11 protein-coding genes are annotated in these 14,127 nt (G+C 57.8%); 6 read left to right on the top strand and 5 right to left on the bottom strand.

The features are described 5' to 3' along the window. Positions 1-274 precede the first annotated feature (274 nt). From AYI87_RS09500 to AYI87_RS09475, 6 genes are all read left to right on the top strand, one after another. A complete protein-coding gene (locus AYI87_RS09500; protein WP_258406132.1) occupies positions 275-817 on the top strand; it encodes a DUF4124 domain-containing protein in 543 nt (180 codons plus the stop codon). A gap of 126 nt (positions 818-943) precedes the next feature. Then, positions 944-1,999 carry a nitrogen regulation protein NR(II) gene (gene glnL, locus AYI87_RS09495; protein WP_144201546.1) on the top strand — a complete coding sequence of 352 codons (1,056 nt, stop codon included), beginning with the start codon at positions 944-946 and terminating at the stop codon, positions 1,997-1,999. A gap of 41 nt (positions 2,000-2,040) precedes the next feature. Further along, on the top strand, positions 2,041-3,450 hold the full coding sequence (glnG, locus tag AYI87_RS09490) for a nitrogen regulation protein NR(I) (protein ID WP_011867355.1): 1,410 nt from the start codon (positions 2,041-2,043) through the stop codon (positions 3,448-3,450). Between the two features lie 256 nt (positions 3,451-3,706). Continuing rightward, positions 3,707-4,597, top strand: a complete 891-nt coding sequence (locus AYI87_RS09485; protein ID WP_011867356.1) for a LysR family transcriptional regulator — start codon at positions 3,707-3,709, stop codon at positions 4,595-4,597. A 495-nt stretch (positions 4,598-5,092) separates the two neighbouring features. Beyond that, on the top strand, positions 5,093-5,950 hold the full coding sequence (locus AYI87_RS09480; RefSeq protein ID WP_144201544.1) for a hypothetical protein: 858 nt from the start codon (positions 5,093-5,095) through the stop codon (positions 5,948-5,950). A gap of 10 nt (positions 5,951-5,960) precedes the next feature. Next, entirely contained in the window at positions 5,961-7,247 is a 1,287-nt protein-coding gene (locus AYI87_RS09475) for a DUF4785 domain-containing protein (protein ID WP_144201542.1), read from the top strand. Between the two features lie 70 nt (positions 7,248-7,317). On the opposite strand, the gene AYI87_RS09470 is transcribed toward AYI87_RS09475, so the two are convergent. The 5 genes from AYI87_RS09470 to AYI87_RS09450 form a co-directional block, all read right to left on the bottom strand. Beyond that, positions 7,318-10,428: an efflux RND transporter permease subunit gene (locus AYI87_RS09470; protein WP_144201540.1), complete on the bottom strand. Its 3,111-nt coding sequence runs from the start codon at positions 10,426-10,428 to the stop codon at positions 7,318-7,320. Then, the gene (locus tag AYI87_RS09465; RefSeq protein WP_144201538.1) at positions 10,425-11,732 is read right to left on the bottom strand and encodes an efflux RND transporter periplasmic adaptor subunit; all 1,308 of its coding nucleotides are present in this window, start codon (positions 11,730-11,732) and stop codon (positions 10,425-10,427) included. Before AYI87_RS09465 ends, AYI87_RS09470 begins: the two co-directional genes overlap by 4 nt. After that, positions 11,725-12,378, bottom strand: a complete 654-nt coding sequence (locus AYI87_RS09460) for a TetR/AcrR family transcriptional regulator (protein ID WP_144201536.1) — start codon at positions 12,376-12,378, stop codon at positions 11,725-11,727. The genes AYI87_RS09465 and AYI87_RS09460 overlap by 8 nt, the downstream gene beginning before the upstream one ends. A 133-nt stretch (positions 12,379-12,511) precedes the next feature. Beyond that, the gene (locus AYI87_RS09455) at positions 12,512-13,381 is read right to left on the bottom strand and encodes a cation diffusion facilitator family transporter (protein ID WP_144201534.1); all 870 of its coding nucleotides are present in this window, start codon (positions 13,379-13,381) and stop codon (positions 12,512-12,514) included. A 65-nt stretch (positions 13,382-13,446) separates the two neighbouring features. Further along, a complete protein-coding gene (locus AYI87_RS09450) occupies positions 13,447-13,929 on the bottom strand; it encodes a Spy/CpxP family protein refolding chaperone (RefSeq protein ID WP_260865114.1) in 483 nt (160 codons plus the stop codon). Positions 13,930-14,127 lie beyond the last annotated feature (198 nt).

Below are 14,127 nucleotides of genomic sequence, written 5' to 3'. Positions count from 1 at the left end.
AATGATTTCTAACAGCTTGTGGTGAAAGGCAGGAAGCCTTTCATAATGAGATAGACGCGTTGAGATGAACCCCTTGGGCTGCGCTTGTAGGCAATTTCTACTGCGTTATCGCCAGCTTGTGTAGCGTAACTACACGACACAGGCTCTGCCTTGTATCAATCACCTACAAACGGCAGCAAAAACAAACAGGAAAGGTCAACAGACCCTAGCCCTGATGCTTTTTACCGCGAAAGCGACTAATCTGTAGCAAAGACAAGGTATAAAAGGAATGCATATGCGCCCGATATTGCTGTTTACCCTTCTGTTAATGACCCTTGGGGCTCAGGCAGCCATCTATAAATGGGTCGACAAGGATGGCAAGGTTCACTACTCGGATACCCCGGTAGAAAACTCCACCCAGGTCGAGTTTAAGGAAAATACCGAAAACCAGATCAAGCTGCCGCCCCCTGTGGTACGCGAGCCACTGACTCCCGCCAAGGAGGAGCCCAAGGAGCTCTACAAGCTGACCATCTCCAGCCCCAGCGAAGAGGAAACCCTAAGGGACAATAACGGCAATATCACAGTGATCGGCTCCATCACCCCAGATCTCGCCGCCGGTCATGTACTGGTGCTCCTGATGGATGGCAAGGTGGTCAGCACGCCTCAGGCGAGCCCGGTATTTACGCTGGAAAATGTGGATCGCGGCGAGCACAAGTTTGAAATCAAGGCCTTGGCACAAAACGGCAAACAACTTGCATCGACCCCCCCTAGAACCGTATTTCTTCACCGGGCGACCATAAATGCGATTCCTAGGGCGACCCCTCTCGGGGGCGGTTAAAAAATTATATCTTAATTTTTAACAACTTAGAAAATCACATCTCAAAACAATCCCGGTGAAGATAGCTTGCAGCGTGCACCAAATTGGTGCACCATTATGGTGCAACCTACTTCCCGGGAGTCGTAAATGAACACAGACCCTCTGCTCAATCATCTGGTGACGGCCGTACTCGTCATCTCAGATGATCTCAAGCTGTGCTATGCCAATAGCGCGGCCGAGCAACTGCTTGGGTTAGGCAGTCACCGCCTCACGGAACACAACCTATTAGACTGCTGCCAGCTGCTGAGCATAGATCATCAGCTGCTGCGCACCGCCATTCGCGAACACCAAGGCCTGACGGTCAACACCGCCAACCTGGTGACCCTGGACGGTCAGGGTCACACGGTCGACATGACACTCACCCCGCTGGAAGTCCAGCCGGATCAGCCAGAGCAAGGGGTGCTTGAGCTGCGCCAGGTGGATCAGCAAAGACGGATACATCAGCAGCTGACCCTGGATGCCCAGCAGCAGGCGGCCCAGTACCTGGTACGTAACCTGGCCCATGAGATCAAGAACCCTCTGGGCGGCCTCAGAGGCGCGGCCCAGCTGCTGTCCCGCGAGCTGGAAGACGCCGAGCAGCGCGAGTTTACCGACCTCATCATAGAGCAGGCCGATCGGCTGCGAAACTTGGTAGACCGGCTGCTTGGCCCGCAGAAACCCACCGAGCACAGCCTGCACAACATCCATGCGGTGATCCAGAAGGTGCTCAAGCTGGTGAGCGTCACCCTGCCGGGTAATATCCACCTGATCCAAGACTATGACCCCTCGATCCCGGATATCGAGATGGATCAGGAGCAGCTGCAGCAGGCGGTACTCAATATAGTGCAGAACGCCATCCAGGCGCTGGAGACGGTGGAGGGCGGTGGCGAGATCCGCATCAAGACCCGCACCCAGCACCAGGTCACCATAGGCACTACACGCCACAAGCTGGTGCTGGCGCTCTCCATCATAGACGATGGTCCGGGGATCCCACCCGAGCTGATGGATACCCTCTTCTACCCTATGGTCACGGGCAGAGAGCAGGGATCCGGACTTGGGCTCTCCATCGCCCATAACTTTGCCAGACTCCACGGCGGACGCATCGACTGCACCTCTGTGCCGGGCAAGACAGAATTTACCATACTGCTGCCGCTCAAGAGCTAGCGTAGGTGACCTTAGAGCATTCAACTTAAGAGAGTAGGTGTATGACAGAAAAAGTTTGGGTTCTCGATGATGATAGTTCGATACGTTGGGTAGTCGAACGGGCGCTCAAGGGCGCCAAGATAAGCTGCGCCAGCTTCGCCGCCGCTGAATCCCTGTGGCAGGCATTGGAACAGACCCAACCCCAGGTGATCATCTCGGATATCCGCATGCCGGGTACCGATGGCCTGACCCTGCTGGATCGCCTACAGCTACACTATCCCCACATTCCAGTGATCATCATGACGGCCCATTCCGACCTCGACAGCGCCGTCAGCGCCTATCAGGCCGGAGCCTTCGAGTATCTGCCCAAGCCATTCGATATCGACGAGGCGATCGGCCTGGTGGAGCGCGCCCTGAGCCATGCCAAGGAGCAGTCACCCAAGGTCATTAGCCAGCCCGAGGTCAAGGCGCCGGAGATCATCGGCGAGGCACCGGCCATGCAGGAGGTATTTCGCGCCATCGGCCGCCTGTCACGCTCCTCCATCAGCGTGTTGATCAACGGTCAGTCGGGCACGGGTAAGGAGCTGGTCGCCGGCGCCCTGCATAAACACAGTCCGCGCAAGGACAAGCCCTTCATCGCCCTCAACATGGCGGCGATCCCCAAGGAGCTGATTGAATCTGAGCTGTTCGGCCACGAGAAGGGCGCCTTCACCGGCGCCGCCAACGTGCGTCAGGGCCGCTTCGAGCAGGCCGATGGCGGCACACTGTTTCTCGACGAGATTGGCGACATGCCGCTGGATGTGCAGACCCGTTTGCTGCGGGTATTGGCAGACGGTCAGTTCTATCGTATCGGTGGTCACTCGCCGGTGCAGGTGGATGTACGCATCATAGCCGCGACCCACCAGAACCTGGAGTCTCTGGTAGCCAAGGGGGATTTTCGTGAGGATCTCTTCCACCGCCTCAACGTGATCCGGGTGCACCTGCCGCCGCTGTCACAGCGCCGGGAGGATATTCCTCAGCTGGCACGCCACTTCCTGGCCACCGCCGCCAAGGAGATCAGCGTCGAACCCAAGATACTCACCAAGGCGACCGCCGACACTCTGGCCAGTCTGCCCTGGCCCGGTAACGTGCGTCAGCTGGAAAACACCTGTCGCTGGCTGATGGTGATGGCCTCGGGCCAGGAGATCTTGCCTCAGGATCTGCCGCCTGAACTGCTGACACCCAGCAACAGCCACGACAGCTCGCCCCAGGCGGGCAGCGGTGGCTGGCAGGAGGCCCTGACCCAGTGGATAGATCAACGCCTGAGCGAAGGCGAGAGCGATCTGCTGACGCAGATACAGCCTGCGTTTGAAAAGATATTGCTAGAGACGGCGCTGAAACACACCAAGGGACACAAACAGGAAGCAGCTAAGCGCCTGGGCTGGGGTCGTAATACCCTGACGCGTAAGCTGAAAGAACTCGAGATGGATTGAGTGAAAGCACCCAGCCTAAGCTGGGTGCTTTGGCGCCTCTTCCGCAGGCGCATTGTTTGCGCTAACAACAACACTCTCAGACTGACACTCGGATTCGATGACTTCACGTGGCATTGCCGCCTGCCATAAAGCCCCCACCCATAAACTTTGATTCGCTTTCATTAACCTTGCCCTCATTTTGCCAACTGGATCAAAGTAATCTTAAGGCGACTATTAGTAAAATGAATAAATAGTATCCCGTGAATGCCAAATTAGAATGAACATACCAATCAAAACTTTACATTATTTTCTCACCCTGGTTGAAACGGGAAATTTTACCCGGGCGGCGGAAAAATCCTTCATCACCCAGCCAACCCTGAGCAAGATCATCCAGCGACTGGAGGAAAATCTCGGCCAGCAGCTGCTGCACAGGAATAATCAGAAGATAGAGCTGACCCAGGCCGGCATACTGCTGGAAAACAGCGCCCGGGAGATCTTGGGCCAGTGGCACAGGCTGCAGGAAGATCTTACTAACCTGAGCGGCCTCAAGTCTGGACACCTGCGCCTTGGTGTCTGCCCCATGATGAGCAGCCTGATCATCGACCTACTCACCGCCTTTCGCCAGCAATACCCGGGCATAGAGCTGCAGATGTACGAATATGGCGGCTTCGGCTGCGAGCAGGCACTGCTCAATAACAGCCTGGATATCGCCTTCACCGCCCTGCCTACCACCCATGATATCGAGCTGGCCAACCGCGCCCTCACCCGCTATCCGCTGCTGGCCTGCCTGCCCAAGGACCATGCCCTGGCCCAACAGGAAGCGGTGACCTGGCAGGACTTCGAGGCCTACCCCTTCATCCTCTACAACGAGGACTTCTCCTTGGCCAAGCTGATCACCCGCCTGAGTCACAAGGCGGGTGTGCAGCTCAACATCGCCTTTCGCAGCGGCCAGTGGGACTTTCTGGCGACCATGGTAGAGGCCCAGATGGGGGTCGCCATTCTGCCCGAGCCTATCTGCCACAAGTTGCAGGGCAGCGAGCTGGTGTTCAAGCCTATTCGCCCCAATCTCACCTGGGATCTGGCGCTGATCTGGCGCAAAGACCTGCCCCTGACACCGGCGGCCCAGGCGCTTTTGGATCTCAGTGAGCAGGCCCATCTGCACCCTTGATAAGGGTTAAAATCTACCGGATTTTCAGCCAGCAAAACTGGGTAAGCAGTTATCTAAAACTGCGAAGCGGGTCGCCGACAGATAAAATCACTGGCCATGAGTCAGGCGGCGCCCGCTTGCACAACAAAGGTGCAATTTTTTTCGCTCGTTATTCAAACGCGGGCCATGGCCGCTGACGCACCATAGTTAGGTGCGCGCCTTTTTGTTTAAAACAATCAACCACCTAAGCTTAGTTTAACTGGTACTAAAGTACCGTTAAAAAGCCTTGCCGCCTCACTTTCCTGCCGTTAGTTTCCCTTAAGAGGTCTGACGTCCGACGTCTGACCTCTGCATCTCAATATTTAAAACCCTGAGTAGCTAAAGCCTGAGTAACTAGGTTCTAGTTACTAAAACCTGAGTAACTAACACCTGAGTAGCTAACACCTAGGTACTGAAACTGGTGATTGAAACCAGGTAACAAAACCTAAAACAACATCAAATAAGAGAAATAAGCCAATGAAGATCTATAAAAAGCTCATGATGCTGGGTCTGTTTGCTGTCAGCCCATTGACTTATGCCGCCTCCGGACTCGTGTTTATCCATGGTACCGGGCATCAGACAGATGCGCTGTCGGACTATTGGACACGGGAGTTTGTCGACTCCGTCCGCCAGGGGGCTGCCTCGCCCGATAACTACCTGGTGATCAACTGTGATTTCGACCAATACATGTGGGATGACGCCGCCGCAGGCTGCCTGGCCGGGCAACTCACCCAGTTTATCGAGAGTAAGAATATTAACGATCTCACCCTGCTGACCCACTCCAACGGCGGCAACGTGGTGCGCTGGCTCCTCTCCAACCCCACCTGGGACAGTCGCTATCCCAAGATCATCAACGCCACCTCCAGGGTGATCGCCCTGGCACCTTCCAGCGGCGGCACGCCACTGGCCGATGCCGTCACCCAGGGCAATGTATTTGAGACCTCATTGGGTTGGCTGCTGGGCTACGGCAGCGATGCGGTGAAACAGCAGCAGGTCAGCTGGATGAGCAGCTATAACAACAGCTGGCTCTATGGCACCTCGGGTCGCCCTGCGCTGCCCTCGCCCTTCGAGGTCGTGGTAGGTTCAGATGTCGACTCAGCCTTCTGGGACAGCGACAGCTACTGCGCCGGCTATCAGTATCAGGTCGCACTGGAGACCACTCAGAACTGGCTCGACGACTGCTCGGACGGCTTCCTGGAGTGCCAGTCGCAATCGGCGGCGGGCACTGTCTGGTTTAAAGATATCCAGCGCACCGCCGGTAAGGAACCTCTAAGCCATCAGCAGAGCCGTCGCGCCTGCTTTAATCTCGATACCCTGATCCGCGACCATATCTAGGAGCCATAAGATGAAATCATCAATCAAAATGGCGAGTGTGTTCGCCCTTTCCGCCCTGCTGAGTGCCTGTCAAAACGATGAGACCCTTGCAGACAATGCCCCAGAAGCCAGCGCAATGACAGTCACCCAGGTGACCCTGCTAGCACCCACCTCAGGGGATCTCACCATAGATACCCTGGCCACCACTGAGCTGCCAGCTGTTAACGGTAATCGTGGCGGCGTGAGTTTTAGCGCGCCCATGGGTGCCACGGTCCAGATCCAGACCCCAAGCCAGCTGGAGCAGAGCAGCAGCGACCAGTATTGGCGTACCGTGTCGGGCGCCGAGCTGAACAAGGGGATCATGCTTGCGGTCAGCCAGAACGATAGCGTGATCCGGGTGGCGCCGCGCGGCGATGCCAGCTCGGGGGCGCTGCAACACAGCCCGGCTATCGCGCCGGATCAGCTGCGCCTCTACAAGGTCGACAAACAGAGCGTGGATAAATCGGCATCTATGATCCAATCCATGAGCGACCCACAGGCAATGGCAACTGCCGGCATAATCGATGATTCCAGCGCCCTGAGGCTCTCCAAGCAGGCGACGCCCGGTGTGTATCAGCTACAGGTGGTCCAGCCCCTTGGGGCCAACGACAGCTATCTGGTTAACGTCAAGGAGAAGGGCAGCCCCTATCATCTGGCCCTATCGGCGCCTAACCGTTTGAGCAGTCAGGCCCCTAAGCTGGCGTTCGAGCTTAAGCTGAGCAACAGCGATATCGCTCTTAGTCCAACCGCGACGCTCAAGCAGAGCGATGGTCGCTACCACAGGCTGGCCGTGGTTAAGCAGGGCGATAACTGGCAGGCTCAGCTACCGGATGAGCTGGCGATGCCCAGCAGCAACCTGGGCCTGAGCGAGATCCAGGTCGACGTCGAGACCCGGGTCAACGGCCTGCCGCTTATTCGCACCGTCAAGACCGCCTTCAAACAATATGTGCCGGCGGCCAAGCTGGCGGATCAGGCCAGCATACATTGGCAGAACGCCAGGCCGACCCAGGCGGTGTTCGAGCTGCAGGTGGCCAGCCCGGGACGCTATCAAGTGTCAGCCGTGTTGGTGGGTACCGATGCTCAGGGTAAGCAGGCCAATATCCTGCGCGCCGAAACGGCCCAGTGGCTGGACGCCGATGGCCAGATGAGCCTGAGCTTCGACGCCGAGCAGCTCAAGTCCTCGGGTCTGGGCGCTCCCTACGCCATCAAGGCGCTGGAGCTAAAAGATCAGAGCCAGATGGCGCGTCTGAGTTATCTGGGCGAGGCCGCCTCACTCTAGCTATATGCTAAAAGCCAAAGCGCCCGCTATGGTCACATGGCGGGCGCTTTTTTATTTTCTATTTAACGCCTTACAGCTCGATATGAGGCTTCACCTTGTCGAAATCAGCCAGGATGGCGTAGGCACAGGGGATGATAAACAGCACCAGCAGGGTCGAGGCGAAGATACCGAAGACGATCGACACCACCAGGGGCTGCACCACCTGGGCCTGCAGGCTGGTTTCCAACAGCAGGGGCAAGAGGCCCGCCGCCGTGGTCAGCGAGGTGAGAAACACTGCCCTAAAACGCTCGCGACTGGCGCTCACCACCGCCTGATGCACACTATCTCCCTCATCCACATGGTGGCGTATGTACTGCACCAACAGGATGGAGTCGTTCACTACGATTCCCGCCAGCGAGATGAAGCCCATGATAGAGGGCATGGAGAGGTTATAGCCCAGCAGCAGATGACCCCAGAGCACGCCGATCAGCGCCAGCGGGATCGCCAGCATCACCACGGCGGGTTCCAGATAGCTCCTGAACTGAAAACTCAGGATGGCGAACAGGCCAAACAGGCCGATGAGGAAGCCTTTACCCATGGAGCTGCCGGTCTTGGCCGTCTCCTTGGCCGAGCCTTCGAAGTCCACCCTCAGCTGAGGATAGCTCTGCTGCACCTGGGCCAGCCACTCGCGCTTTATCGCGGCTATGGTCTCGTTGGCATTGGCGCGCTGATTGTCCACATCGGCCATCACGGTCACGCTGCGCAGGCCATTGATGCGCTGGATACGCACATAGGAGCGCTGATCCTGCAGCAGGGCGATGGAGGAGAGCGGCAGCTGACTGCCATCACTCAGCATGATGGGGAAGTTGGCCAGGGCCTGTAGATCCCCAGCCTGTAGTTTGTTGAGCCGCACCTCGATCTCGATATTTTCCGGCCCTACTTGCACCTCGTCGGCCAGCTGACCGAAGTAGGCGCTGCGCAGCTGGGCCGCCACCAGTTGGCCGTCGATGCCGAAGCTCTCGGCGCCGGGGCGCAGGCTCACCTTGATCTCCTCCTTGCCCGGACGCATGTCGTCGAGTATGCCGCTGATGCCATCAAACTGCCCCAGATAGCTCTGCAGCGACACGGACGCCTGTTTCAGCATGTCCAGATCGTCGCCCTGCAGGCGGATCTCGATATCCCGCCCCGCCGGGCCCATGGTCGGCTGCTTGAACACCAGAGATAGCGGCATCGCCAGCTCCCCCGTCTCGATACGCCAGTCGCGGATAAACGCCTCGATCAGGGTGTTGCGGGTCTCTGCCGACAACAGATCCAGCCTGACGGTCGCCACATGGGGGCCGCTCTCGCCGGCGTCGGCGTTAAAGTTATATTGTGCCGTGATGTCGCGGATCAGCTCATGCTCATCCTCCACCTCATGGGTGTATCTATCGCCCACACGCTTAGCGCTGGCGATCAGTGTCTCGACCACCTTCTGGGTCTGACTCAGGGAGCTGCCCGGCGGCAGTATGATACGCGCCTCGGCAATATCGCCATCCAGATCGGGGAATGGCACAAACTTGAGCGCACCGCCCACCACCAAAGAGACAGAGACAAGCAGCAGGCCTATGGTGGCGCCGACGCTGACATAGCGCCAGCGCACCATGAAGCTCACCAGAGTCACCAATCTAGTATTACGAAACGCCTCGAAGCGGGTGAGAAACTTTGCCTTGAGCTGGCCGATGCGGTTAGGCTTGGTCTCCGCCTTGGCGTGTGACAAGGAGTGATTCAAATGATTGGGCAAGATCAGGAAGGCCTCGAACAGACTGATGGTCAGTACCATGATCAGCACGGTCGGAATGGCCGACAGTACCGCCCCCATCTGGCCATCCAGCCCCAGCAGTGCGCTGAAGATCAGCACAGTGGTCAGGAAGGAGGAGACCACACCCGGGGCGACCTTCTGTACCCCCTTCACCACGGCCTCATGGGGCGCCATGCCTCTGTCGATATGGGAAGCGATCGACTCGGCGATCACAATGGCGTCATCCATCATGATACCGATAGCCATCAGCAGCCCCACCAGACTCATGAGGTTGATGGACACACCGAACAGGCTCATCAGGTAGAGTCCACCGAGGAAGGCGACCGGCAGGCCGGCCGACACCCAGAAGGAGTAGCGCAGGGAGAAAAACAGCCACATGCTGAGGAAGACCAGGATGATCCCCTGCCAGCCGTTGGTGATCATCATCTTCAGCCTGTCTTGCAGCACGGAAGAGAGATCGTTGGTCATGGTCAGGCGCACCCCGTCCGGCGCGCGGGCCTGTTCTTGCTCGATAAACTCGCTCACCTTGGCCTTGATCCGCAGCGCATCGTCGGCCTTGTTCTTCTGCACCTTAATCAGCGCCGCGTTGCTGCCGTTAAACTGAATATGCTCCTCATCCAGCTCGAATCTGTCGCTGATGGTGGCGATATTGCCAAGGCGCACCACGCTGCCATCGGGATTGGAGGCGACGATGATCTTGGCCAGCGAGGCAGGGGTGACCTTACGCTCGTCGAACCTCAGCAGGATATTCTTATCCTTGAGCTCGATATTCCCCGCCGGCATCTTCACGTTCTGCCTGCCGACCTTGTCGCCGATCTCGGCGGCGGTCAGCCCCAGCCTGCGCATATCCGCCTGATTGAGCTCGATGCGCAGCTGATGATCCGAGAAGCCCGCGATGGAGACCAGGCTCACGCCGGCGTCTATCTTGAGACGACGCTTCACATCCTCGGCATAGCTCTTCAGGTGTGGCCAACTGGTGTCGGCGACGATGGCGATATCCACCACGGGCTCCGCCCAATCCAGCTCCTTGACGATGGGCGGTTCGATCTGCGCCGGGAAGTTCTGAATCGCGTTGATCTGAGTCTGCACATCCACCAGCATGCGACCCAGGTCGGCCTTGGGCTCTAGCTTGAGGCGCATGGAGGCTATCCCCTCCTGGGCGTCACACTTAACCTCCTCGATGTTGGCCAGGCCGTCGACCGCATCCTCCATCCGCAGGCAGATGCTCTCCTCCACCTCGACCGGCGAGGCGCCCGGGTAAACCACGGTCGCCATCACATAGGGCGGGGCAAACTCGGGAAAGGTCTCGCGCTTGATACTGCTCATGTTGAGCAGACCCAGCAGCAGGAAGGCCAACATCAAGAGGTTTGCCAGGGTGGGATGTCTTGTGATGTAGGCGATCACAGCGGCGCCCCTCCCTCATTGGCAACAGGCTTGAGCGACATGCCGGGGATGGCCGGGATCAGGTCGTTGAGCACCAGGGCATCACCCGCCTTCAACTCACCCTCGACGGCCACCTGCTGTTCGTGGCGGAATAGCACCTCGACCGGTTTGATCACCAGCTTCTGCTGGGCATCCATCAGATAGATCTGATCGCCCCGCAGCGCCCGCTCGGGAATAACGAAATGTTCCCTCGGCTTGCCGCTGATCACCGCACTGACAAACATCCCCTTGGTCAGCGGCGGACGCAGCAGCAGATCCATCTGGCTAAAATCCTGCTCCACCTCCAGATAGACGCCTATGGTGGCCTGGTTGGGATTGACCGTCTCGGCGACCCGGGTTACCCGCGCCGGCCAGCTAAAGCTATGATTGCCCGCCTGAAAACTTACCTCCGCCTGCAACTCAAACTCGTCGATAGAGGGCATGCTTCTGGGCTGTGATGCCTGCACCAGGCTGCTGACCAGGGCGCGCATATCCTGCAAGGATAACTCCGCCTTGATCTCGGCTGTGCCTAGCCTGTGGGCCACCAGCATCACGGCGCCGGCAGCCACCACCTGATCTTGCTCGATATTGATGTCCGAAACCCGCGCATCGAAGGGCAACACCACCTTGGTTTGGTTAAGGCGGCGCTCGGCGTCCTGCAAGGAGGCCTTGTCGACGCTCAGCTGCGCCTCGCTCACCTTGCGATCGTCGGGGAGCAGCTTGAGGGAACTCTGTAGATCTTCCACCATCTTGGTCTGTGCCAGCAACGACTGCTTCTGATTCTCCAGCTCAGAGCTCGATACCAGGTTGCGCTTCTTCAGGGTCAGCTTGCGTTGATACTCCTGTTCGGCCAGCACCAGCTTCTGCTCCTCGATCTTCAGGCTGGTATTGAGGTTTTTCTCCTGTTGATCCAGACGGGTCAGCTGTGCCTGGGTGGCATGCATACTGGCCTGTGCCTGGGCGACCTTGAGCTGGTATTCCAGCGGATCTATCTCGAGCACCAGTGTGCCCTTTGGCAGCATGCGGCCGGTTTCCAGCTGGGGATGGCGATACAACACCTTGCCGCCTACCTCGGCCACCGCCTGCCACACATGCTTGGGCTCGACCCGGCCGAAGCCGATGACTCTGGGGGCGATGGGCTGCTGAGCTAGCGGCACCACCTCGACCGCCCTGGCCTTATCGTATCCGGCCACCAGTGAGGGTGAAGGTTTAAGCAGCGCCGCCAGCAAGATGGCCAGTACGCCGACGCCCACACCGACTAATAGATAGCGTTTCTTGTTATTCATCTCTCTCATCCTTCACATCCATCAGCCCACGCTGCAGTAGACGGGTATTTTGCTCGGCAAGTAGTTGTAGAAAGCTCGGCGTGATCTCTATGCCGACCTTTTCGAGTAAGTTTTCCGGCACGATAAAGGGAAACACCATCATGGCGAAGAAACTCAGCTGGGCGCAGTGGGCGTCCACATCATCCTTCAGCAGACTCTTATCCTTTAATCGTTGAAATATGGCGATATTCTCGAAGTTAACCACCTCATAGAAGGCCTTGGTCACCTCGGCGTTTTCCGGCAGGCTCTGATCCAGTCCGGCGATACGCAGCATGAGTCTGGGAAAGTGCGGATGCTTGCTCATGACGCTGTAGTAGGTCTGTAGCAAGGCCGCCGGGCTCTCCTGGCGCGTCTCTCTTCTCGCCTTATGCAGCTGGGCCAGCACGGGCATCGCCGTCTCATGGATCATGGTGGAGAACAACTTCTCCTTGGAGCCGAAGTAGTAGCGGATCAGGCCGGGGTCTGTGCCCGCCTGGCTGGCGATCTCGCGGATCGACACCTGAGCATAGGGACGTTCGATAAACAGATTTCTCGCCGCCAGGATCAGCTTATCGCGATTTTGGGTGTCGCCGCTGGGACGGCCGACACGACTTTTAGCTTCTGCCATAAAAATTCCTCAGTAGAGGAATTAATACTAGAAGAACTGGATTTGAATTGGCAGGGAAATAATTCCCCTAAAATCGGGGTTGTGTAGAATTTTCGGCGACGAAACCTGGCTCGGCCTCGCCGCCTGGGGCAGCTTAGATGGGGTCTTGGTGGATCAGCACTTCCACATGCTCGAACAGGCTTCTCACCCTTGCCTCGGCGGCATCGGCGATGGCATGGGCCTCCACCAGTGGCAGCCTGCCGTCGAGCTCCAGGTGGCACTGCACGAAGGTGGTCTTGCCCGAAGTGCGGGTACGCAGATCATGGAAGCCGTTGATGCGCGGGTCTTTCTCTATCGCCTGGACTATCTTGAGCTTGGTATCGGCATCCAGCTCCCGGTCCAGCAGCGACTGCGCCGAGCGGTAACCCAGATCCACCGCCTGCTGACCGATAAACAGGGCGATCAGTATGGCGAACAGGCCATCGGCCCACCACCAGCCAAACTGCGACAAAACCAGGGCCAGTAGCACGGCGCTGTTGAGAAACAGGTCCGACTTATAGTGCAGGGCATCGGCCTCCACTATGGTGCTGGAGGTCTTGGCCAGGGCGCGGCGTTGCAGCAGCACCAGGGCTAGGGTCAGCACTATGGCGATCACCGACACCACCACCCCCACCATGGCATGGCTGATAGGTGTTGGATTGATCAGCCTGTCGCTGCCATGTAGCAAGAGCAGCAGCGCCGAGCCCAGGATGAAAGCCGACTGGGCCAGGGCCGCCAGGGGCTCGGCCTTACCGTGACCATACCTGTGGTCTTGGTCTGCGGGCACTATGGCATAGCGAATGGCGATGAAGTTGACTATGGAAGCCAGGGCATCGGCGAAGGAGTCGGTGAGCGAAGCCAGCATGCTGGCGGAACCTGAATAGAGCCAGGCCGCCAGCTTGATGACTATCAGGGTGAGCGCGGTCGCCACGGCGGCGCGGCTAGCCAGTTTCACCCAAAAATCGTATTGGGAAGTGTCGGTCATAGGGTCATATTACAGCTAACAATTAGCAGGGGAAGAATATGACCCAATTGTAACTCAGTTATCCCCTATGGGCGATCTCCTTTACGTCCGCCACGCTTGGCAAAATTCTCTTTAAATTTAGCCTGCTGCTCAGGGGTAAGCAGTTGATAGATTTCGCGTTGCATCTTCATGCGCTCCACCGCGGCCTGCGCTCTGAGCTCGCTGCGCTGGGCCGTCATTGCCTTAAGATCGGCCTCGTTAAAACTGTCTGAGGTGATCATATCCAGCATCTGCTGTTTGTGGGCCGCACGCACCTCGTCCGATGGACGCTTGGCCTGCATCGCCTCACGGTGCGACTGCATCAGTTCCCTCATCTGAGTGCGCTGGGCATCGGTGAGATCCAGGCCGCGAAACATCTTGTGCATCTCGCCGTGGTAGCCTCTGTGATCACCACGCATCTCATGGCGACAACCGCCGTCATCCGGGCCAGCCGCATACACAGCGGGTGCCAACAGGGCGGCGCTGGTCATTAACGCAAATAATCCTGATTTTAGGGTCATCTTATTCATAATCTGCCTCTTACGCTTATCGCGGATAGTTAGTTCGCTCTGGGAAGAGCTTCGACACTAACAGTTTACGCCCCCCTATGTAATGCAGGGTTTTCCTTAGGTAAACCTCTGTAAAGTTTGCGCAAAGACTGACAATCTGCTGCCCGTCACGCCTTTACCTAGACTTACATTCTTAGACTGCAATTGACATCTAAAAGG

It is taken from the genome of Shewanella sp. KCT (assembly GCF_007636505.1).
Lineage (GTDB): Bacteria > Pseudomonadota > Gammaproteobacteria > Enterobacterales > Shewanellaceae > Shewanella > Shewanella halotolerans.
This window is presented reverse-complemented; position numbering and strand designations above follow the sequence as displayed.